Source organism: Curtobacterium sp. MCBA15_008 (genome assembly GCF_001865065.1).
Classification (GTDB): Bacteria; Actinomycetota; Actinomycetes; order Actinomycetales; family Microbacteriaceae; genus Curtobacterium.
In genome coordinates, this window is the sequence record NZ_MJGN01000012.1 from 103,011 (window position 1) to 124,918 (window position 21,908).

Consider the following 21,908-nt stretch of genomic DNA (forward strand, 5'->3'; position numbering starts at 1 on the left):
TCGGTTCCGCTACGCTCGTCGCACACTCGACGAGAGGTCAGAAGAGCACCGTGGCACCGAAGAACCAGGCGCGTGACAGCAAGGAGGCGCGTGAGCGCCTCCGCCTCTACGAGGCGCGACAGGGCCTCCACGACCGGCAGCGGCGCCGGCGCCTGCGGGACAACCTCGTCGCACCGGCGGTCCTCGTGCTCGTCGCCGCCCTGGCGACCGGATCCCAGATCGCGTTCGCCGGCTCGCAGGACGGCGGGAAGGCCGACGCCAGCGCGACCGCCACGCCCACGCCGACCCCGTCGGCCAGTGCCACCGCCGCGAACACCGGGGACGTCCCGAGCAAGTCGATCGCGAAGGACTCCACCTGGACCGGGTCGCTGACCCTGAACAAGGACGTTCGGCTCGGCATCGAGCTCGACGGGAAGAAGGCCCCGCAGGCCACGAGCGTCGAGGTCAAGCTCATCCAGGACCAGTTCTACAACGGCACCACGTGCCACCGGCTCGCCGACAGCAAGGGCTTCGCGTTCCTGCAGTGCGGTTCGGCGAACGGCGACGGCACCGGGGACGCCGGCTTCGAGTACGGCCCGCTCGAGAACGTCCCGAGCGACGGGGTCTACGAGAAGGGCACCCTCGCGATCGCCCGCGGCGCCACGGCCTACTCGCAGAGCACGCAGTTCTTCATCGTCTTCGGCGACACGACGCTCGACGGGTCGACCGGCGGCTACACCGTGGTGGGCAAGGTCACGAGCGGCCTCGACGACCTCGTCTCGGAGATCACGTCCAAGGGCGTCTCGTCGGCCGGCGACGACGGCAGCGGGACGCCGAAGGTCGCGACGAAGATCACCGGCGCGACGATCGAACGCGAGAAGTAGTCCACAGGCGCGCCGTCCCGGCCAGTCGCAGACGCCGTCCGTGCAATAGGCTGACGATCTGACCGTGCCGACGGCGACGTCGGTGATGCACGACCACGATCGAGGCGAGACCTGTGGGACCTGACGAAGCAACGACCTGGGGCCGGGTCGACGAGAACGGGACGGTGTACGTCCGGTACGAGGACACCGAGAAAGCCGTCGGTGAGTACCCGGACGCGACGCCCGAAGAAGCGCTCGCCTACTTCTCGCGGAAGTACGCCGACCTCGAGGGGCAGGTGAAGATCGCCGAGCAGCGCGTCCAGCGCGGTGCCTCGGCGAACGACGTCGCCCGGACGGTCGAGCACTTGCAGGCCCTGGTGGCCGAAGCCCGCGTCGTCGGCGACCTCAAGGCGCTCGAGACCCGCGTCGGCGCGCTGACGGAGCAGCTCGGCTCGCTCACCAAGGAACAGGCGGAGCAGGCCCAGCAGGCCCTCGCCGACGCCCTCGCGCACCGCACCGCCCTGGTCGAGGAAGCCGAGGCGCTGGCCGCCGTCGACCCCGCTCGGGCGCAGTGGAAGCAGATCACCGCGCAGCTCGACGACGTCTTCGCGCGGTGGCAGCAGCACCAGCACGACGGCCCGCGCATCCCCAAGAACGAGGCCAACGAGCTCTGGAAGCGCTTCCGCGCCGCCCGCTCGACGGTCGACCAGCACCGTCGCGCGTTCTACTCCGAGCTCGACGCCCAGCACCGCGACGCCCGGAACCGCAAGCAGGAGCTCGTGCAGCAGGCCGAGGCCCTCGCGCCGCGCGGTGCGGACGCGATCGGTGCGTACCGCGACCTGCTGGACGACTGGAAGGCTGCGGGTCGTGCCGGCAAGCGGCACGACGACGCGCTATGGGCCCGCTTCAAGGCGGCCGGTGACGTGCTGTTCGAGCAGCGACACGCCGAGGTCGCCGCCGAGAACGAGGAGTACTCCGAGAACCTCGTCGCGAAGCAGGCGCTCCTGACCGAGGCCGAGCCGCTCCTGAAGGCGACCGACCGGGTGGCGGCACGCCGGACCCTCACGGGCATCCAGCGCCGCTGGGACGAGATCGGCAAGGTCCCCCGCGCGGACGTCCGTCGCGTCGAGGACCGGCTCCGTGCCGTCGAGGACCACGTGCGCAGCCTCGAGGACCAGCACTGGAAGGCGTCCGACCCGGAGCGCAAGGCCCGCCAGAACGGTCTCGCGAGCCAGCTGGAGGACGCCATCGGCAAGCTCGAGGCCGAGCTCGCCCAGGCCCAGGCCTCGGGCGACGCCCGCAAGATCAAGGACGCCCAGGAAGCGCTGGACGCACGCAAGATCTGGCTCGACGCGCTCGGCGGCTGACACACTCGGCACACCACGACGGAGCCCCCGCGACCTTCTGGTCACGGGGGCTCCGTCGTGTGCGGCGTCGCCGCGCAGCGCGAACGCGCGGCGTCAGACCGGCGCCGCGCGCGAGCGCGGCATCAGACCGGCGCCGGCAGCCCCAGCAGCAGCCGGATGTCGAGGTCGTCCTGCCGCATCTGCTCGGCGAGTTCGTCCATCGACGAGAACTTCACCATGCCGCGGACGTACGAGACGAAGAGCACGGAGATCGTCTCCCCGTAGAGGTCGATGTCGACGTCGAGCAGGTGCGCTTCGATCTGCTTCGCGGGCACGCCCTCGAACGTCGGGTTGTTGCCGACCGACACCGCCGCCGGGTACACCGTGCCGTCGTGCAGGACCCGCGCCGCGTACACCCCGTCGGCGGGCACGAAGCCCTCGCACGCCGGGTCGAGGTTCGCGGTCGGGTACCCCATCGCACGGCCGCGCTGGTTGCCGTGCACCACGACGCTCCGGACCGCGTGCTCACGGCCGAGCAGTCGTGCTGCCTCGGCCACACGGCCGTCGCCGAGGAGCTCGCGGATCCACGTCGAGGAGACTCGGCGTTCGCCCGCGGGCCGGACGTCGTCCACCAGGTCGACGTCGTCGATGAGCTCGACCGTGAAGCCCAGCTGCTCGCCGAGCTCGCGGAGGAGCGCGACGTCGCCTGCGCCCTTCGCGCCGAAGCGGAAGTCACTGCCGACGAAGACGAGCCGGGCGTGCAGGGTGTCCACCAGGATCTCGGACACGAAGGCCTCTGGTGCCTTCGACTGCAGGTCCTGGTCGAACCGGAGCAGCAGCGTCGCGTCGACCCCGACCTCGTCGAGGAGCTCCCGTCGCTGCGCGGCGCTGGTCAGCGCCGGGGGGACCTTGACGGGGTCGATGACGTTCAGCGGGTGCCGGTCGAAGGTGACGACGGTGGAGACCAGTCCGTTCTCCTGCGCCGCACGCTCGAGGTGGGCGATGACCGCACGGTGCCCGACGTGGACCCCGTCGAACTTGCCGATCGTGACCGCGCTCGGCCCGAAGCCCTGGGCCACGTCCTCGATGTCGTCGTAGTACTGCACGTCGCTCCCCTACTCGCCGGCCGGCACGGCGGTCGCGGGCGAGGACTCGGTGTCGTCAGCGGCGCGGTGGTGCTTGCGGAGCCACCAGAGCCCGGCGGCCGGCAGCACGAGCGGCGCGAACGCGTAGCCCAGCCCGTAGTACGACCAGATGGTGTCGTCGGGGAACAGCGCACGGTCGAAGAGCGAGAGCGTCCCGATGACGAGCACGCCGGTCATCTCGAAGACGATGGTGACGCAGGCGACCCGGTACCAGAAGCGACCCGGCACGATGAGCGCGATCATGGCGACGATGTAGACGACCGCGGCGACGGCGCTCAGCGTGTAGGCGAAGGGCGCGAAGTCGAACTTCTCGATGATCTGGACGACGCTCCGACCGGTCGCCGCCAGTGCCAGGACGCCGTACACGGCGATGAGGACTCGGCCGATGCCGGTCGCGAGTGAGGATCTGGTCGCCATTGCACCGATTCTACCGACGCCGCGGGTGCACGAGGACGCAGCGCGTCAGTTCAGCGCGAACCAGATCTGGTACATCCGGTAGACCATCACGGCGACGGTGAACGCACCGGCGCCGAGGACCACCGTGCTCCACTTCGTCCGGTCGATGAGCGCCCAGACGATGGTCGCCGGCGGCACGAGCAGCACCGACACCGCGTACACGCCGAACTCGAGCGCGTTCCCCTTCGGCGGGCTGCCGACGGCGGGGAGCACGAGCGAGATGACGCCCTGCGCGAGGAGCAGCAGTTCGACCAGCACGAGTGATCCGACGGTGTAGTCGTTCGGCTTCCATCCGACGAACCCGACGACCACGGCGAAGAGGCCCGCGACCACCGCGATCACGAGCTGCACCCACATGAACCACTCGATCACGCGTTCGCTCCTGGTCCGGTCGACGTCGTCGGGAAGTTGGTGATGACGCGGAGCAGTCCGCGCCGGACGGAGACGAGACCGACGAGCCGGTCGCCGTCCGTGGCGACGGCGGCCACGGGTCCGTCGGTGTCGGGGTGTTCGGCGGCGACGCGCTTGCCGTCGGAGAGGTCCTTCGCGGCCGCGGCGTCGAGCGGGACCGCCGGGAACAGCCGCCGGGCGACGTCGGCCGGCCGCTGGAGCGCGGCGCGGACGTCGACGTCGTCGTCCTCGAGGTCGACGGCGTCCTCGACCGCGAACGGCCCGACGTGGGTCCGCCGGAGCGCGGTGAGGTGGGCGCCGGTGCCGAGCGCGGCGCCGACGTCACGGGCGAGGGCACGGACGTAGGTGCCCGACGAGCAGGTGACCACCACGTCGAGGTCGACCACGGTGACGTCCGCGCCGTCCACGGTGACGACCCGGTCGCCCCGGCCGGTCACGTCGAACTGCGACACCGTGACGGTGCGCGACTTGAGGACGACGTCCTCGCCCTTCCGCGCGAGGTCGTACGCCCGTCGGCCGTCCACCTTGATCGCGCTCACGGTCGACGGAACCTGGGCGATCTCACCGCGCTGTGCGGCGACCGCTGCCTCGACCGCGGCGTCCGAGACGTCGGCCGAGTCCGTCCCGAGGGCTGCCGTCGGCGAGCCGTCGGCGTCGTCGGAGTCGGTGGCGACGCCCAGGCGGATCGTCGCCGTGTAGGTCTTGCCGAGGCCCACGAGGTGCGTCAGGAGCCGGGTCGACGGGCCGATACCGAGGAGCAGCAGACCGGTCGCCATCGGGTCGAGCGTGCCGGCGTGACCGACCTTCTTCAGGCCCAGGCGACGACGGGCGATCGAGACCACCCGATGGCTGGAGATCCCCTGCGGTTTGTCGACGAGGAGGATGCCGTCGGGAGCGGTTTCGAGCACCGTAGGAGATTACCAGCGGCGCCGGACCTCAGCAGGCGTCGTTCCACTCGCGCCGGGGGTGCTCCGGGTCGGTGACGTCGAGCACCGCGGACGCCGCGATCTTGACGTCGGCACGGCGTTCGAGCCGCCCCGCCTCCTGCTCGACCCACAGGGACCAGCGCCAGAGCGCTCGGGCCCCGTGCCCGAGGACCCCGTGCCCGTGGACGACGAGGACGCCGTCGCCGGCGCCGGTCGACCGGAAGGGTGCGACGAGGTCGGCGCGGAGTGCGTCGACGTCGCTCGACGGAGCCGCGGCGGCCATCGCCGACACGCCGTGCTGTTCGAAGCCGGCGACGAGCCCGGCGGCGACCCGCTCGAGGTCGGTGCCGTCCTGTCCGTCGACGCCGATGACGGTGCGGTTCGTGCCGACCTGTGCGATCACCTCGGCCGCGATCGCGGCCATCGTGTCGGTCTCCTGGGGTGCCCAACGTGCCATGCACCCACCGTAGGCTGTCGTGGTGAACGCGCGCCGGGCCTCCAGGAAGAACGTGGACGACCCGCCCACGCGACCCGCTGTGGAGGAGCCGCCCCGTCCGGACATCGCGACCCCGCTGATCGCCTGGTTCCGCGCCGAGGCGCGCGACCTGCCCTGGCGACGCCCCGGCTTCCCCGCCTGGGGAACGCTGGTCAGCGAGATCATGCTGCAGCAGACACAGGTGGCCCGCGTCATCCCCCGACTGGAGGCGTGGCTCACCCGGTGGCCGACCGCTGCGGACCTCGCCGCATCACCCCCGGCGGACGCTGTGCGGGCCTGGGACCGGCTCGGCTACCCGAGACGCGCGCTCGCGCTGCACGCGGCGGCCACCGTGGTCGCGACCGAGCACGGCAACGTCGTCCCGCGGGACGTGGATGCGCTGCTCGCGCTGCCGGGGATTGGCGACTACACCGCGCGGGCCGTGGCGGTCTTCGCGTACGGCGACCGGCACCCGGTCGTGGACGTGAACGTGCGTCGGGTCCTCGCCCGTGCGCTGCTCGGACAGGGCGAACCCGGGCCGGCCAAGGCGAAGCAGGACCTCCCGCTGATGGAGTCCGTGCTGCCGGCCGACCGCGACGACGCCGCGGCGACCAACGCGGCCGTGATGGAGCTCGGCGCGCTCGTCTGCGTGGCCCGCTCCCCCGCGTGCGACGCCTGCCCGATCGCGGACCGCTGCGCGTGGCGTGCCGCCGGCTACCCGGCGCACGACGGCCCGCGCGCACCGCGTCAGGCGAAGTTCGCCGGCAGCGACCGGCAGGTGCGCGGCCTGATCATGGCCGAGCTGCGCGCGAGCGACGTCCCGGTGACCCGCGACGAGATCGAGCCGGTCTGGCCCGACGCCGAACAGCGGGACCGGGCGCTCGCGTCGCTCCTGCGCGACGGACTCGCCGTCGGGGACGACGCGAGCGGCTACCGGCTGCCGGAGGGCTAGGCCCTACGCCCGCTGTTCGGTGTCGGCGTCCTGGTCGTCGTCGTCCTCGTCGCGCTTGTACGGGTCGGCGTCGCCGGCGTACGTCGCGCCGACGGCGGCCGCGCGGACCTGCTCGTCGCGGACCTGGGCCTGCACGAGCAGGTCCTCCATGTGCGCCGAGGTCTCCGGCAGTGCGTCGGCGATGAACTCGATCGACGGGGTGAGCCGCGCGGTGATGTTCTTGCCGACCTCGGTCCGGAGCATGCCGGTCGCGGCCTTGAGCGCCGCCGCGGAGTCGGCGCGCTCCTCGTCGGTGCCGTACACCGTGTAGAAGATCGACGCGTGCTGCAGGTCACCGGTCACACGGACGTCGGTGATGGTGACGAACCCGAGTCGCGGGTCCCGCAGGCCCTTGTCGAGTCGTCGTGCGACGACTTCCTTGATGCGGTCCGCCATCTTGCGTGCGCGCTGCGGATCGGCCATGGGGTGCCTCCTGGGGGCAGAGAGAAAGCAGTGGAACGGGGACGGGCCCCGGCCTCCCACACGGGGAGACCGGGGCCCAGGGTACTCACGTGACTAGTCGCGCGGCTTCTCGACGAGTTCGGTCGTCTCGACCTCGTCGCCGATCTGGATGTCGTTGAACTTGCCCAGACCGATACCGGCTTCGAAGTCCGTGCGGACCTCGGTGACGTCGTCCTTGAAGCGACGCAGCGACTCGATGGCGAGACCATCGGCGACCACCACGCCTTCGCGGATGACGCGCGCCTTGGCGTTGCGCGTGATCGTGCCGGACCGGACGATGACACCGGCGATGTTGCCGAACTTCGAGGAACGGAACACCTCGCGGATCTCGGCGACGCCCGACTGGACCTCTTCGTACTCGGGCTTGAGCATGCCCTTGAGGGACTGCTCGATGTCGTCGAGTGCGTTGTAGATGACCGAGTAGAAGCGCACGTCGATGCCTTCGCGCGCCGCACGCTCACGGGCCTTGACGTCCGGACGGACGTTGAAGCCGATGACGATGGCGTTGTCGATCGTGGCGAGGTCGATGTCCGACTCCGTGATCGCACCGACACCGCGGTGGAGGATGCGGAGCTGGACGCTGTCGTCGACCTCGATGTCCAGGAGCGACTGCTCGAGTGCCTCGACGGCACCGGAGACGTCACCCTTGATGATGAGGTTGAGCGACTCGACCTTGCCCTCTTCGAGTGCACGGGTGAAGTCCTCGAGCGAGATGCGCTTGCGCGACTTCGCCAGCAGGGCGTTGCGCTCGGCCGCTTCACGCTTCTCAGCGATCTGACGAGCCGTGCGGTCTTCTTCCGTGACGAGGAAGGTGTCACCGGCGCGGGGCACCGAGGACAGACCCTGCACCTGGACCGGGCGACTCGGCGTCGCGGCCTTGACCGCGACCCCGTTCTCGTCCGTCATCGCACGGACACGGCCGTACGCCGTCCCCGCCACGATCGCGTCACCGACGTGGAGCGTGCCGGACTGGATGAGGACCGTGGCGACTGCACCGCGACCCTTGTCGAGTCGGGCTTCGATCGCCACACCACGGGCGTCCTTGTCGGGGTTCGCACGCAGGTCGAGACCGGCGTCCGCGGTGAGCAGCACGGCGTCCAGGAGCTCCTGGATGCCGATGTTCTGCCGCGCCGACACGTCGACGAACATGACGTCGCCGCCGTACTCCTCGGCCACCAGGTTGTACTCGGTGAGCTGCTGGCGGACCTTGGCCGGGTTCGCGCCTTCCTTGTCGATCTTGTTGACCGCGACGACGATCGGCACACCGGCCGACTGCGCGTGGTTCAGCGCCTCGATGGTCTGCGGCATGATGCCGTCGTCCGCCGCGACCACGAGGATCGCGATGTCCGTCACCTGGGCACCACGAGCACGCATCGCCGTGAAGGCCTCGTGACCCGGGGTGTCGATGAAGGTGATCGGGCGGTCGATGCCCTCGTGCTGCGCGACGATCTGGTAGGCACCGATGTGCTGGGTGATGCCACCGGCCTCGCCCTCGACGACCTTCGAGTTGCGGATCGCGTCGAGGAGGCGGGTCTTGCCGTGGTCGACGTGACCCATGACGGTGACCACCGGCGGCCGCTGCTGCAGCACGTCGTCGTCCTCGTCCTCGAGTTCTGCTTCGAGGTCGATGTCGAAGCCCTCGAGGAGCTCCTTGTCCTCGTCCTCGGGCGAGACGATCTGGATCTTGTAGCCCAGTTCCTCGCCGAGGACTTCGAACGTCGCTTCGTCCAGCGACTCGGTCGCGGTCGCCATCTCACCGAGGTGGAACAGCACCGTCACGAGGTTGCCGGGCATGGCGTCGATCTTGTCCGCGAAGTCCGAGATGCTCGCACCACGACGGAGTCGGACGATCGTGTTGCCGTCACCGCGAGGGACCTGCACACCACCGAGCGACGGCGCCTGCCGCATCTCGTACTCGGCGCGCTTCGTCCGCTTCGACTTGCGGGCACGGCTCTTGCCGCCACCGCGACCGAACGCACCAGCGGTACCGCCACCGGGGCCACGACCGCGGCCACCGCCACCGGCGGGACGCGGGCCGCTGAAGGCCGGACGCGGGAAGCCGCCACCGGCACCACCGGCACCGCCCGGACGACCACCGGGGCCGCCACGACCGCCGCCACCCTGGCCCGGGCGCTGCCCGAAGCCGTTCGGACGGTTGCCCTGACCGGGACCACCGGGACGCGGAGCACCCGGACGGGGAACACCCGGACGCGGCGGGGCGGGACGCGGGATGCCGTTGCCGCCACCGGCGCCGCCGGCGGGGCGCTGGCCCATGCCCTGGTTCGAGGAGTACGGGTTGTTGCCCGGGCGCGGCGGGCGCGAGCCCATGCCCTGGCTCGACGCGTACGGGTTGTTGCCGGGACGAGCGCCCGGCTTCGGGCCACCCGGCTTGGGGCCGGCTGCAGCGCCCGGCTTCGGGGCACCGCCGGGCTTGACGGCGTCGCCCTTCGGCTCGGTCGGCTTGCCGTCACCCTTGTCGGTCGCGGCCTGCTCGGCTGCGGCCTTCTCGGCTGCGGCGGCCTTCTGTGCGGCCTCGGCCTCGGCCTGTCGCTGCGCGACGGACTTCGGTGCGGGCTGCACGGGTGCCTCGGCGGAGGTGTCCTCGGCCGGAGCTGCCTCGGGCGCCGCCGGAGCGGGCGCGGGGCGAGCCGGGCCGGGCTTCACACCGCCGGGCTTCGGGCCCGACTTGGCCGGAGCGGCGCTGCTGGGAGCGGCACCGCCGGGCTTCGGCGATGCCGAGCCGGCTGCGGGGGCGGGTGCTGCGGCGGGCTTCGACGCCGGGGCGCCGTCGGCCTGCAGCGCAGCGCGGAGCTTGCGTGCGACGGGGGGTTCGACGCTCGAGCTCGGGCCCTTGACGAATTCGCCGAGTTCCTTGAGCTTCTCCATTGCGGTCTTGCTGTCGACACCGAGTTCGGATGCGATCTCGTGTACGCGTGGTTTAGCCACTGTTCTCCTTCACGGGTCCCACCCCGTGGAGGGGCAGGACTCAATGGATGACGGGTCTCATTTCGAGCCGCTCATCAGTTGTCCATAAGCCGTTCAGCCTGTTCTGTCGTGTCCTGGTGACGTGCCTGCTCTGCAGCGCACAGCGCTTCGAGGTAGTCACGCACCGCGGACGTGTCCGGTTCATGATCCAGTCGGAGTGCCCGGCGGTAGGCCCGGCGCTTGACGGCCTGATCATGTGCTTCGACGGTCGGTGTGAGCCATGCCCCCCGACCCGGCATGACTGCCTTCGGGTCCGCCACGACGCGACCGTCGCTCTGGGCGACGACACGGAGGAGGGAGGACCGGGGTGCACGACGGCGACTGCCGATGCATGTTCTGACGGGAACCACCTTACTCCTCCCCTCCGACGACCGCGATCCGGCACGCCCGGACCGGACATGCCACCAGCGAAACCGGCGGTGCCGGCACGCTCGGTGTCACCGGGTACTCAGTCCTCGCCGTCCAGGATCGAGTCCGGCTGGATGTCGATCCGGGCGCCCGTGAGCTTCGCGGCGAGACGGGCGTTCTGCCCTTCCTTGCCGATCGCGAGGGACAGCTGGTAGTCCGGCACGAGGGCGCGGACGGCCTTCGTCGAGGCGTCGAGCACGAACGCGCTCGTGACCTTCGCCGGCGAGAGCGCGCTCGCGACGAACGAGGCCAGGTCGGACGAGTAGTCGACGATGTCGATCTTCTCGGCGCCGAGCTCCGTCGTCACCGCGCGCACGCGGGCACCGAGCTCGCCGATGCACGCGCCCTTGGCGTTCACGCCGGGCTCGTTCGCCTTGACCGCGATCTTCGTGCGGTGCCCGGCCTCGCGGGCGAGGGAGGTGATCTCCACGACGCCGGACGCGATCTCGGGGACCTCGAGCGCGAAGAGCTTCCGGACCAGGCCCGGGTGCGTGCGCGAGACCGTGATCTGCGGACCCTTGGCACCGCGGCCGACGCTCGTCACGTAGACGCGCAGGCGGGAACCGTGCTTGTAGTCCTCGCCGGGTACCTGCTCCTCCGGCGGCAGGATCGCCTCGACCGTGCCGAGGTCGACGTGCACCATCTTCGGGTTCGGGCCCTGCTGCACGATGCCGGCGACGATGTCGCCTTCCTTGCCGCGGAACTCGCCGAGGATCTTGTCGTCGCCGATGTCGCGCAGGCGCTGGTTGATGACCTGCTTGGCGGCGAACGCGGCGATGCGGCCGAAGTCGCTCGGCTGGTCGACGGCTTCGCCGATGACGGTGCCCTCGTCGTCGCGCTCCGGCACGTAGACGGAGACCTCGCCCGACTTGCGGTCGAGCTCGACGCGGACGTCCGCGTCGACGGGCTCCTCGTTCTCGGTGCGGTGCTTCTGGTACGCCGTCAGGATGGCCTGTTCGATGATCTGGACGAGTTCGTCGAACGGGATCTCCCGCTCACGCTCCATGAGTCGCAGGACTGCGAGATCGATCTTCACCGAGGGCCTCCGTATTCAGATGAGTCGCTCCCGCGGATGGAACCGCGCGGAAGTCGGCGACCAGACTACCGCACTGCGGCTCGCGGAACCGGCCGGACGACGGACGGGAGGCGCGGTGCCAGCCCGCGCCGCGCCTCCCGGCCGCAGCGCCACCCGACCGGCCGCAGCGCCACCCGCCCAGCCGCAGCGCCACCCGCAAGACGCAACGAAGGCGGTTGCTCGCAGCGGTACAGCGCTGCGAGCAACCGCCGGGGTTGCGTTTTGCGGAAGCCGGGGACTAGATCGCGCGGACGGCCTCGAGCAGCTCGGCGACCGGGACGTCGCGTCGCTCGCCACTCGCACGGTCCCAGAGCTCGACGACACCGTCGGCGGCGCCGCGACCCGCGACGACGACGATCGGCATGCCGAGCAGTTCGGCGTCGCGGAGCTTCACACCAGGCGACACCTTCGGACGGTCGTCGTAGAGCACGTCGAACCGATCGCCCTCGAGCTCGGTGACGATCGACGTCGCCAGGTCGTAGGCGACCTGGTCACGGCCGGTGGCGACGATGTGCACGTCGAACGGCGCGACGTTCTTCGGCCAGACCAGGCCCTTCTCGTCGTTGTGCGCCTCGGCGAGGATCGCCAGGATGCGCGTCACGCCGATGCCGTACGAGCCCATAGTGACGGTGACGAGCTTGCCGTTCTCGTCCTGCACCTTGAGCCCCAGGGCCTCGGCGTACTTGCGGCCGAGCTGGAACACGTGGCCGATCTCCATGCCACGGGCGGTCTCGAGCGGGCCGGAGCCGTCGGGTGCCGGGTCGCCGGCGCGGACGTCGGAGACCTCGGCGACGCCGTCCGCCACGAAGTCACGACCGGCGACGAGGCCGGACACGTGCACGCCGCGCTCGTTCGCCCCGGTGATCCAGCTCGTGCCGTCGACCACGCGGGGGTCGACGAAGTAGCGGATGCCCGTGGCGCTGTCGGCGCCGAGGACCTGCGGGCCGATGTAGCCCTTCACCAGGCCCTTGTGCTTGCGGAAGTCGTCGTCGCCGGCGGCCTCGACCTCGGCCGGCCCGAAGGCCACCTCGGCGCGCTTCAGGTCGACGTCACGGTCGCCGGGGAGCCCGACGACGACGACCTCGCGCGTGCCGTCCAGGTGGGTCAGCGCGAGCACGACGTTCTTCAGCGTGTCGGCCGCGGTCCACGGCGCGCCGTCGCGCGGTGCCACCTGGTTCGCGTGGGCGACGAGGGTGTCGATCGTGGGGGTGTCCGACGCCGGCAGGAGCACGGCTTCGGGCTGGCCCTCGATCGGCAGCGATTCGGGGACCGGCGTGACGTACGCCTCGACGTTGGCCGCGTAGCCGCCGGCGCTCCGGACGAAGGTGTCCTCGCCGACGCCGATCGGGTGCAGGAACTCCTCGGACTTCGAGCCGCCCATCGCTCCGGCGTCGGCCTTGACGATGACGTACTCGAGGCCGAGGCGCGCGAAGACCTTCTCGTAGGCGTCGCGCATGACCTGGTAGCTGCGGTCGAGGCCCTCGTCGGTGAGGTCGAACGAGTACGCGTCCTTCATGGTGAACTCGCGGCCGCGCAGCAGCCCGGCGCGGGGCCGTGCCTCGTCGCGGTACTTGTCCTGGATCTGGAACAGCGTGACCGGCAGGTCCTTGTACGACGAGTACAGGTCCTTCACCAGCAGCGCGAACATCTCCTCGTGCGTGGGCGCGAGCAGGTAGTCGGCGCCCTTGCGGTCCTGCAGGCGGAACATGCCCTCGCCGTACTCGGTCCAGCGGTTGGTCGCCTCGTACGGCTCGCGCGGCAGCAGCGCCGGCAGCAGGACCTCCTGCGCACCGGCGGCGACCATCTCGTCGCGGATGATCCCCTCGATGCGGGCGCGGACGCGCAGGCCGAGCGGCAGCCAGGCGAAGATGCCCGGGGCCTGGCGACGGACGTACCCGGCGCGGACGAGCAGCTTCGCGCTCGTCACCTCGGCGTCGGAGGGGTCGTCGCGGAGCGTACGGAGGAACAGATGCGAAAGCCGTGTGACCACGGGGTCAGCCTAGCGGCGGTGCCGGGCCGACCGCGTCGCCGCTAGACGGTGGTGACGACCTCGGGCTTGCCGGTCGCCGCCGCCGGGCCCATCTCGTCGGCGATGCGGTTCGCCTCGGCGATGAGCGTCTGGACGATCTCTGCCTCGGGCACGGTCTTCACGACGGTGCCCTTCACGAAGATCTGGCCCTTGCCGTTGCCGGAAGCCACACCGAGGTCGGCTTCGCGTGCTTCGCCCGGACCGTTCACGACGCAGCCCATCACGGCGACGCGGAGCGGGACGGTCATGCCGTCGAGCCCCTTCGTGACGTCGTTGGCCAGCTGGTAGACGTCGACCTGGGCGCGGCCGCAGCTCGGGCAGGACACGATCTCGAGCTTGCGCTCGCGAAGGTTGAGGGACTGCAGGATCTGCAGGCCGACCTTCACCTCTTGCGCGGGCGGGGCGGAGAGCGAGACGCGGATGGTGTCGCCGATGCCCTCGGCGAGCAGGACGCCGAACGCGGTGGCGCTCTTGATCGTGCCCTGGAACTCCGGGCCGGCCTCGGTCACGCCGAGGTGCAGCGGCCAGTCACCGGCCGCGGCGAGCTGGCGGTACGCCTTCACCATGACGATCGGGTCGTTGTGCTTGACGGAGATCTTGAAGTCGTGGAAGTCGTGCTCCTCGAAGAGGCTCGCTTCCCAGACGGCGGACTCGACCAGGGCCTCCGGCGTGGCCTTGCCGTACTTCTGCAGCAGGCTGGGCTCGAGCGACCCCGCGTTCACGCCGATCCGGAGCGAGACGCCGGCGTCCTTCGCGGCCTTGGCGATGGCGCCGACCTGGTCGTCGAACTTGCGGATGTTGCCCGGGTTCACGCGGACCGCGGCACACCCGGCGTCGATCGCCTGGAAGACGTACTTCGGCTGGAAGTGGATGTCGGCGATCACGGGGATCTGCGACTTCTTCGCGATGATCGCCAGCGCGTCGGCGTCGTCCTGCGTCGGCACGGCCACACGCACGATGTCGCAGCCCGAGGCGGTGAGCTCGGCGATCTGCTGCAGCGTGGCGTTGATGTTCGTCGTCTGCGTCGTGGTCATCGACTGGACGGACACCGGCGCATCGCCGCCCACGAGCACCTTGCCGACCCGGATCTGCCGGGACTTGCGGCGCGGGGCGAGGGTTTCGGGGACTTTCGGCAGACCGAGGTTCACTGCTGGCACGTGGTGCACTCTACGCGCTCGGGATGTCCGTCTCGGTGCGCGCTGACAGGTCCGCCGCCGTGTCGACGACGGTGATGAGCGGGGCGTACAGGCGCATCGCCGCCAGGGCGCGCTCGTGGTCGTCGTCACTCGCACCGGCGCAGGCCTCGGCGACCACCGTCACGGTGGCACCGGCATCCGCCGCCGCCAGCGCCGTCGACAGGACGCAGCAGTCCGTCGAGACCCCGGTGAGGACCAGGTGCGGGTGGTCGCCGACGACTGCCTGGAGGCCCGTCCCCCACTTGCCGAAGGTCGCTTCGGTGACGACGGGGTCGCGTCGGTCCGCCGCGGCCGACGCGAAGGGCTCGGTCAGGTCCCAGAGGGGGTCGCCCTCGGGCCGGAGGGCGAAGGGCCAGTCGCGGTAGTACGGCACCCACGCGCCCTGCGGCCGCTCGGGTGCGACGAAGCGCGTGAAGACCGTGCGGCCGGTGAAGCGCGGCAGCAGCCGTTCGATGCCGGCGGTGGCGTGGTCGTACCGCGGCGCGGCCCACGGGCTGTCCCCCGTGAAGACCTGCTGCATGTCGATGACCACGAGCCAGGCGTCGTCCGGAGCTGCCCCGGTCACCGGCGTGCCTCTTGCCGGCGGACTGCGCCGCGGGCGGTCAGGAGCGTGCCGACGAACCCGACGACGAGCGCCACGAGGACCCCGAGGTTCGCGTACGCCCACGCGCCGTCACGGCCACCGAGGCCGAGCGGTCCGAGCAGGTAGCCCTGCCAGGACAGCCAGGCGGGGGACGCCAGGGTGACCAGTCCCCAGCCGAGGGCGGTCCCGATCGCCACGAGTGCGATGGCGCCCCAGCGGACGTCACCGTAGCGGCCACGACGATCGTCGAGCTCGCCCTCGGCGTACGCCGAGCGTCGGAGCACCACGTCGGCGACGAAGACGCCGGCCCAGGCGGCGATCGGCACGCCGAGGGTGATGAGGAACGCCTGGAACGGCCCGATGAAGTCCTTCGCGAAGAAGGCGATGTAGACCGCGCCGGCGACCATGAACACCCCGTCGACCCCGGCGGCGACCGGGCGCGGGATCTTCACGCCGACGCTGAGGAGGGCCAGCCCCGACGAGTAGATGTCGAGTACCGCACCGCCGACCAGGCCGAGGATCGCGACGAGGGCGAACGGGATGAGGAACCAGACCGGCAGGATGGTCGTCAGGGCACCGATCGGGTCCGCGCCGATCGCGGCGCTGAGCTTCGGTGAGGAGCCGGCGAGCAGGACGCCGAAGACCACCAGCACCGCCGGTGCCAGCGCTCCGCCGAACGTGGTCCACCAGACCACGCCGCCGGTCGAGGCCGACCGCGGCAGGTACCGCGAGTAGTCGGCGGCGGCGTTGACCCAGCCCAGCCCGAAACCGGTCATCACGAGCACGAGCGCCCCGATGACCTGCTGGCCGCTGCCGGAGGGCATCGCGGCGATCGCACCGAAGTCGATGGACGGCGCGGCGAGCACCACGTAGACGACCGTCAGCACGCCCGTGATCACCGTGATCCAGGTCTGCAGGCGCATGATCACGTCGAAGCCCGCGACGCCCGCACCGACCACGAGGGCGGCGACGACCACGAGTGCGACGACCTTGGTCAGCACGCCGCCGTCCCAGCCGAGCTCCTCGAACACCGTCGACGTCGCCAGGACCGCCAGCGCGGCGAGGGCCGTCTCCCACCCGACGGTGAGGATCCAGCTCAGGAACGAGGGCACCCGGTTCCCCCGTACGCCGAACGCCGCGCGGCTCAGCACCATCGTCGGGGCCGACCCACGCTTGCCCGCGATCGCGACGACGCCGCAGAGCAGGAACGAGAACGCGACGCCGATCACCGAGACGACCGTGGCCTGCCAGAACGAGATGCCGAAGCCGACCACGAACGACCCGTACGCGATGCCGAGGACGGAGATGTTCGCCGCGAACCACGGCCAGAACAAGCCCCGGGGCGTGCCCTTCCGGTCGGACTCGGCGATGACGTCGAGGCCCTGACGCTCGACGGTGCGAACCTCGGAGGGGTTCGTGGGCGCTGTGCTCATCCGCTGAGCGTAGCGCCGGGGCGACTACCCGAACAGGTTGACCGGGCGCACGATGTCGGCGTAGATGAGCAGCGCGCTCATGCCGGCGAGCAGGACGACCACGACCATCGTCAGCGGCATGGTCTTCGCCAGGTCGATCGGCCCCGGGTCGGCCTTGCCGACGAGCCGGAACGCACGGCGCTTCACGGCCTCCCACAGGGCGCCGGCGATGTGCCCGCCGTCGAGCGGCAGCAGCGGCACCATGTTGAGGACGAACAGGCCGATGTTGAGCGACGCCAGCAGTCCGAGGATCGTGTACGCCTTGTCGACCACGGGCACGCCGCTCATCGACGAGACCTCGCCGATCGCCCGCCCGACGCCGACGACCGAGACCGGGCTGTCCTGCGACCGCTCCTGGGCGCCGAAGGCCGCGTTCCAGACCGCGACGAGTCGTTGCGGCAGGTCGATGATGAGGTGCGCCGACGCCGAGATCTGCGCTCCGGTCGCGGGCAGGACGGCGGCGGGCGACTGCCGGACGAGCGACTGGCCGATGCTCACGCCGACGACGCCGACCTGCTGGGTCTTCGTCGCGCCGTCGTCGTCCTTCGCGACCGTACCGTCCGCCGTGTAGACGTCGCGGGTGGCCGTGGTCGGGGTGATGTGCAGCGTCTTCTCGGCGCCGTCGCGCTCGACGACGACCGTGACGTCCTGGCCGGCGGACCGCTGGAAGACCTCGGACACCTCGGCGATCGTCGGGTCCTGCTTGCCCGCGACCGACAGCACGACGTCGCCGGAGCGGATGCCGGCCTGCTTCGCCGGGGACACGGCGTCGCCCGAGGTGCACGTCGTCGCCTGGCTGGTCGGCAGGACGCAGTCGACGCTCGAGGTGAAGGTGGTGGTGGGCGCGCCGAAGCCGACGAGGAGCACCCCGAACAGGAAGACGCCGATCACGAGGTTCATGGCGGGTCCGGCGACCATCACGATGATCCGCTTCCACGGCGTCAGCCGGTAGAACGCCCGCGAGTCGTCGCCGCCGGAGTCGGCGATCTGCTCCGCGCTGGCCTGACGGGCGTCCTGCACGAACGCGCCGTACATGCCGGTGTTCGTGATCGCGTTCGCCCGACCGGACGCACGCGGCTTCAGCATGCCGACCATCGAGATGTAGCCGCCGAGCAGGATCGGGCGGATGCCGTACTCGGTCTCACCCCGGCGGAACGACCACATGGCCTTGCCGAACCCCAGCGAGTACTGCGTCACCTTGACGTTGAACAGCTTCGCGAAGGACAGGTGCCCCAGCTCGTGGAGTCCGATCGAGACCAGCAGGCCGATGATGAAGACGACCACGCCGAGGACGAAGAGCAGGACGGATTCGACGGTCACCGGGAAAGGGTACGGGACGGTTGCCATGACGGAGCCGAGCGCCGTCTGGGAGGTGATCCGCGCCTCCAGGCAGTCGCCTTCTCGGGTCCGCAGCGTCCGTACCGGACTGGAGGCGCGACGCGCGTCAGCGGGAGAGCGTGCGGTCCGCCGCGGCGCGCGCCCAGCGCTCCGCTGCCAGCACGCCCTCGAGGGAGGGCTCCCCCGCGGTGTGCTCGTCGACGACGCGCTCCACCGTCTCGACGATGTCCAGGAAGCCGATCGCCCCCGCGTGGAACGCGGCGACGGCCTGCTCGTTCGCGGCGTTGAACACGGCCGGGAACGTCCCGCCGAGCTGCCCGACCCGCTTCGCCAGGGCCACCGCGCCGAACGCGGCGTCGTCGAGGGGCTCGAAGGTCCACGTGCTCGCGGTCGTCCAGTCCAGCGGCACCCCGACACCCGGCACACGGTCCGGCCACGCCAGGCCGAGCGCGATCGGCAGCCGCATGTCGGGCGGCGACGCCTGCGCGATCGTCGACCCGTCGGTGAACTCGACCATCGAGTGCACGATCGACTGCGCGTGCACCGTGACGTCGATGCGGTCGTAGGGGACGTCGAAGAGCAGGTGGGCCTCGATGACCTCGAGGCCCTTGTTGACCAGCGTCGCGGAGTTCGTCGTCACCACGAGGCCCATGTCCCACGTCGGGTGTGCGAGTGCCTCGGCCGGCGTCACGTCGCGGAGTTCGGCGCGGGAGCGGCCGCGGAACGGGCCGCCGCTGGCGGTGAGGACCAGCCGACGGACCTCGTCGGCGGTGCCGGAGCGCAACGCCTGCGCGATCGCCGAGTGCTCGCTGTCGACGGGCACGATCTGCCCCGGGGCCGCGGCGGCCTGCACCAGCGGGCCGCCGACGATGAGGCTCTCCTTGTTCGCCAGGGCCAGCGTCGCGCCGGACTCGAGGACCGCCAGGGTCGGGCCGAGGCCGACCGATCCGGTGATGCCGTTGAGGACCACGTCGGCCTCGACGCTCCGGACGAGGCGCTCGGAGTCCTCGGCGCCGAACGCTGTGTCACGGACGCCGAACCGCGCAGCCTGCTCGGCGACGAGCTCGCGGTTCCGGCCGGCGGTGAGGCCGACCACCTCGAAGCGGTCCGGGTTGCGGTCGACGACGTCGAGCGCCTGCGTGCCGATCGAGCCGGTGCTGCCGAGGATGACGACGCGGCGCTTGGCCACGGTCAGCCCTTGGCGAGGATGTCGACGACGAAGACCAGGGTGGCGTTCTTCGGGATGCCCGAGCCTTCGCGCGGCGTGGCCCCGTAGGCGTCTTCCGGAGTGGCGACGATGAGGACCTGCGAGCCGACCTTCTGCCCGACGAGACCCGTCACGAAGCCCTTGATGAGCGAGCCCTCAGAGATGGTGAACGTCGTCGGGGCGCCCTTCGACCACGAGGAGTCGAACTCCTTGCCCGTGTCGTAGACGACGCCCTTGTACTGCACGAGCGCGGTGTCGCCGTCGGCGATCGTGTCGCCCGTGCCCTGCTTGATGACCTCGGCCGTGGTCTTCGTCGGGGCGGCGACGCCCTTCGGCACGGTGATCTCGGGCTCGCCGTCGGCCTTCTCCTTGACCGTGGGGAGCTTCGGGTCCTGCGTCTGCGGCTTGCCGGTCGCCTTCGTCGGGGTCTGGGCCACGACGTCGGCGACGACGACGATCTCGCCGCCGGTGTTGAACCCGAGCGCCGAGGACTGGCCGATGGCGGCGACGCGGTCCCCCACGTTCGAGCAGGCCAGGAGCGCACCGAACCCGGTGCCACCGACCGACAGGACCTGCGGGTTGCCCTGGTCGAAGCCGACCGTGCCGAGCTTCTTCGCGTCCGACGCCTGGTAGACGCTGTACGAGACCTGCGCGTACTCGCCGTCCTTGAGCGCAGCGCCCTTGCCCTGCGTGACGGTGCTGGCCTGGGGCTTCTTCGCCGAGAGGCCACCGTCGAACTCCACCGTCGGCGCGGTCTTCCCGCCGAACGCGCCACTGACCGTGATCGCCTTCGACGAGGCGCCCGGCTTCGGGCAGGACGTGATCGCCGAGGCGGTAGCGCTCGCGGACGGCGTCGGGCTGGCGGAGCCGCCACCCGATCCGGAGCCGGAGCATGCGGCGAGGCCCAGCACGACGGCGGGGACGAGGGCGATCGGGAGGAGACGCAGACGCTTCACGAGGACCTAGTGTGCCGCACGGACCTTGGTGTGCGGGGCGTGGTGCACAGGAAAGGCCACCGAGCGGGCGATGAAGCAGAGACTCGACGCCGTGGCGTGCGCTGCCTCGGCGTCGGCCACCCGGTCGGCCTCGAGGATCGTGACGACGGGGTGCAGCGTCGCCTCGGTGAGCTCGCCCGAGCCGTCGCGGTTGAGGTTGAGGCTCGCGGTCGCCCGGTCCTCGTAGTCCACGACGGTGAAGCCCTGCGTCACGGCGACGTGCAGGTAGCTCAGCATGTGGCACTGCGCGAGCGACGCCAGGACCATCTCCTCGGGGTTCCAGCGCTCGCGGTCGCCACGGAAGGTCGGGTCGGCGGACCCCGCGATGTCGTGCTTGCCGGTGGCCGTGACGTCGTGCTCGCGACCGTAGTCGCGGTAGCCGCTCGTGCCGGAGCCGCGGTCGCCCGTCCAGCGGACGGAGACCTCGTAGGAGTGGTCGGTCACGAGCGGGTCCTTCGTTCGGAGTGGCGGTGCGGTCGTCCGGCGTGTGCGGGTGCGGGCGGCCGCGTCGGTAGGGTGGCGGCATGACGGTGAGCCCCGATGTCCGCACTGATCGCCATCCTCTCACCGCCGACGGGTCGGTCGAGTTGGCTGTCCTCGATCGCAACGGCTTCGACGAGAGCCGGCACGTCGGCGCCGGTGTGCTCGTCGCCCCGGACGGCACCGTCGTGGACGCCGTCGGTGACGTGCAGGCGAGCATCTACCCCCGCTCGACGATGAAGCCGTTCCAGGCGTTGGCGATCCGCCGGGCCGGAGCGGTGTTCTCCGACGAGGAACTCGTGCTCACCACCGCGAGCCACGCCGGCACCGCCGCCCACCAGGCCATCGCCCTGCACATGCTCGAGTCCTTCGACCACGTCGAGGCCGACCTCGGGTGCCCTCCCGACCTGCCGTTCGACCGAGCCACCGCCCGCACGATGGACGGCCCCCGTCGCCTCGCGATGAACTGCTCGGGCAAGCACGCCGGCATGCTCGCTGCCTGCCGGGTGAACGGTTGGGACGAGGCCACCTACCTCGACATCACGCACCCACTGCAGCAGCGCGTCCGGTCCACCGTCGAGGAGTTCGCCCACGAGACCGTCGACGTCGTCGGCACCGACGGGTGCGGTGCCCCGGTGTTCCCGCTGACCCTGACCGGCCTCGCGCGCGGCTTCGCGGGCGTCGTCGCCCGGGCGGAGTCCGACACCGCGGCCCTGACGGACGCGGTGCTCGACCACCCGTGGGCGCTCGACGGCATCGGTCGGGCGAACACGGTGACGATCGAACGGCTCCGCGTGCTCGCGAAGCTCGGCGCCGAGGGCGTCATGGTGATGGGCCTGCCGGGTGGTGCGGCCGTCGCCGTGAAGACGCTCGACGGCTCGCAGCGCGCGGGGACCCTCGCGGCGCTGACGCTGCTCGAGCGGAACGGCCTGGTCGACGCGGCCGGTGTGGCGGACGTCATGGCGGCGACGGGCGAGCAGGTGCTCGGTGGAGGGGTCCCGGTCGGCGCGGTCCGGGTCGGCGCCGGACTGCGCTGAGCGGCCCCGGCCGGCCCTGTCCCGGCGCCGGCCCGGTTCGGTTCGGTTC

The 21,908-nt window shown here is 71.1% G+C and carries 21 protein-coding genes; 4 read left to right on the forward strand and 17 right to left on the reverse strand.

The genetic code is table 11. The features are described from left to right. The first annotated feature begins 50 nt into the window (after positions 1 to 50). Both BIU96_RS06375 and BIU96_RS06380 read left to right on the forward strand, forming a co-directional pair. Positions 51 to 863 carry a peptidylprolyl isomerase gene (locus tag BIU96_RS06375; RefSeq protein ID WP_071291761.1) on the forward strand — a complete coding sequence of 271 codons (813 nt, stop codon included), beginning with the start codon at positions 51 to 53 and terminating at the stop codon, positions 861 to 863. Positions 864 to 976: 113 nt separating this feature from the next. Then, entirely contained in the window at positions 977 to 2,209 is a 1,233-nt protein-coding gene (locus tag BIU96_RS06380; RefSeq protein WP_175477471.1) for a DUF349 domain-containing protein, read from the forward strand. Between the two features lie 122 nt (positions 2,210 to 2,331). Here the strand turns inward: BIU96_RS06380 and BIU96_RS06385 are convergent, their stop codons facing one another. From BIU96_RS06385 to BIU96_RS06405, 5 genes are read right to left on the reverse strand one after another with little or no spacing between them, the layout of a single operon-like run. Next, complete coding sequence (locus tag BIU96_RS06385; protein ID WP_071291762.1) at positions 2,332 to 3,294, reverse strand: bifunctional riboflavin kinase/FAD synthetase; 963 nt, start codon at positions 3,292 to 3,294, stop codon at positions 2,332 to 2,334. 9 nt (positions 3,295 to 3,303) lie between these two features. Next, a complete protein-coding gene (locus BIU96_RS06390; RefSeq protein ID WP_071291763.1) occupies positions 3,304 to 3,750 on the reverse strand; it encodes a hypothetical protein in 447 nt (148 codons plus the stop codon). A 45-nt stretch (positions 3,751 to 3,795) separates the two neighbouring features. Then, entirely contained in the window at positions 3,796 to 4,161 is a 366-nt protein-coding gene (locus BIU96_RS06395; RefSeq protein ID WP_071291764.1) for a hypothetical protein, read from the reverse strand. Next, positions 4,158 to 5,108 carry a tRNA pseudouridine(55) synthase TruB gene (gene truB, locus BIU96_RS06400; protein WP_071291765.1) on the reverse strand — a complete coding sequence of 317 codons (951 nt, stop codon included), beginning with the start codon at positions 5,106 to 5,108 and terminating at the stop codon, positions 4,158 to 4,160. The genes BIU96_RS06395 and truB overlap by 4 nt, the downstream gene beginning before the upstream one ends. A 28-nt stretch (positions 5,109 to 5,136) precedes the next feature. Further along, positions 5,137 to 5,583 (reverse strand): hypothetical protein, encoded by a 447-nt coding sequence (locus tag BIU96_RS06405; RefSeq protein WP_139199857.1) that lies wholly within the window; start codon positions 5,581 to 5,583, stop codon positions 5,137 to 5,139. Between the two features lie 115 nt (positions 5,584 to 5,698). Between BIU96_RS06405 and BIU96_RS06410 the strand changes: the two genes are divergently transcribed. Continuing rightward, complete coding sequence (locus BIU96_RS06410) at positions 5,699 to 6,553, forward strand: A/G-specific adenine glycosylase (protein WP_254786010.1); 855 nt, start codon at positions 5,699 to 5,701, stop codon at positions 6,551 to 6,553. A gap of 3 nt (positions 6,554 to 6,556) precedes the next feature. Here BIU96_RS06410 and rbfA read toward each other — a convergent pair whose 3' ends face one another. From rbfA to BIU96_RS06465, 12 genes are all read right to left on the reverse strand, one after another. After that, positions 6,557 to 7,015 carry a 30S ribosome-binding factor RbfA gene (gene rbfA / locus BIU96_RS06415; protein WP_071291767.1) on the reverse strand — a complete coding sequence of 153 codons (459 nt, stop codon included), beginning with the start codon at positions 7,013 to 7,015 and terminating at the stop codon, positions 6,557 to 6,559. Positions 7,016 to 7,108: 93 nt separating this feature from the next. Continuing rightward, positions 7,109 to 10,000, reverse strand: coding sequence for a translation initiation factor IF-2 (infB, locus tag BIU96_RS06420; RefSeq protein WP_071291768.1), 2,892 nt, complete (start codon positions 9,998 to 10,000; stop codon positions 7,109 to 7,111). 74 nt (positions 10,001 to 10,074) lie between these two features. Beyond that, a complete protein-coding gene (locus BIU96_RS18960; RefSeq protein WP_083402702.1) occupies positions 10,075 to 10,389 on the reverse strand; it encodes a YlxR family protein in 315 nt (104 codons plus the stop codon). A gap of 98 nt (positions 10,390 to 10,487) precedes the next feature. Next, positions 10,488 to 11,483 carry a transcription termination factor NusA gene (gene nusA, locus BIU96_RS06425; protein ID WP_071291769.1) on the reverse strand — a complete coding sequence of 332 codons (996 nt, stop codon included), beginning with the start codon at positions 11,481 to 11,483 and terminating at the stop codon, positions 10,488 to 10,490. Positions 11,484 to 11,760: 277 nt separating this feature from the next. After that, complete coding sequence (locus BIU96_RS06430) at positions 11,761 to 13,512, reverse strand: proline--tRNA ligase (protein ID WP_071291770.1); 1,752 nt, start codon at positions 13,510 to 13,512, stop codon at positions 11,761 to 11,763. Between the two features lie 41 nt (positions 13,513 to 13,553). Next, a complete protein-coding gene (gene ispG, locus BIU96_RS06435; protein WP_175477472.1) occupies positions 13,554 to 14,708 on the reverse strand; it encodes a flavodoxin-dependent (E)-4-hydroxy-3-methylbut-2-enyl-diphosphate synthase in 1,155 nt (384 codons plus the stop codon). A 10-nt stretch (positions 14,709 to 14,718) separates the two neighbouring features. Beyond that, positions 14,719 to 15,312: a cysteine hydrolase family protein gene (locus tag BIU96_RS06440; protein ID WP_083402703.1), complete on the reverse strand. Its 594-nt coding sequence runs from the start codon at positions 15,310 to 15,312 to the stop codon at positions 14,719 to 14,721. After that, on the reverse strand, positions 15,309 to 16,763 hold the full coding sequence (locus BIU96_RS06445) for a cytosine permease (protein ID WP_071291771.1): 1,455 nt from the start codon (positions 16,761 to 16,763) through the stop codon (positions 15,309 to 15,311). The genes BIU96_RS06440 and BIU96_RS06445 overlap by 4 nt, the downstream gene beginning before the upstream one ends. 24 nt (positions 16,764 to 16,787) lie before the next feature. After that, positions 16,788 to 18,122: an RIP metalloprotease gene (locus BIU96_RS06450; RefSeq protein WP_175477473.1), complete on the reverse strand. Its 1,335-nt coding sequence runs from the start codon at positions 18,120 to 18,122 to the stop codon at positions 16,788 to 16,790. 124 nt (positions 18,123 to 18,246) lie between these two features. After that, positions 18,247 to 19,329 carry a 1-deoxy-D-xylulose-5-phosphate reductoisomerase gene (locus tag BIU96_RS06455; protein ID WP_071291773.1) on the reverse strand — a complete coding sequence of 361 codons (1,083 nt, stop codon included), beginning with the start codon at positions 19,327 to 19,329 and terminating at the stop codon, positions 18,247 to 18,249. 2 nt (positions 19,330 to 19,331) lie between these two features. Then, positions 19,332 to 20,303 carry an FKBP-type peptidyl-prolyl cis-trans isomerase gene (locus tag BIU96_RS06460; protein ID WP_071291774.1) on the reverse strand — a complete coding sequence of 324 codons (972 nt, stop codon included), beginning with the start codon at positions 20,301 to 20,303 and terminating at the stop codon, positions 19,332 to 19,334. Between the two features lie 6 nt (positions 20,304 to 20,309). Continuing rightward, positions 20,310 to 20,786: an OsmC family protein gene (locus tag BIU96_RS06465; protein ID WP_071291775.1), complete on the reverse strand. Its 477-nt coding sequence runs from the start codon at positions 20,784 to 20,786 to the stop codon at positions 20,310 to 20,312. An 80-nt stretch (positions 20,787 to 20,866) separates the two neighbouring features. On the opposite strand from BIU96_RS06465, the gene BIU96_RS06470 reads away from it, so the two are divergent. Further along, complete coding sequence (locus BIU96_RS06470; RefSeq protein WP_071291776.1) at positions 20,867 to 21,859, forward strand: asparaginase; 993 nt, start codon at positions 20,867 to 20,869, stop codon at positions 21,857 to 21,859. Positions 21,860 to 21,908: the final 49 nt, after the last annotated feature.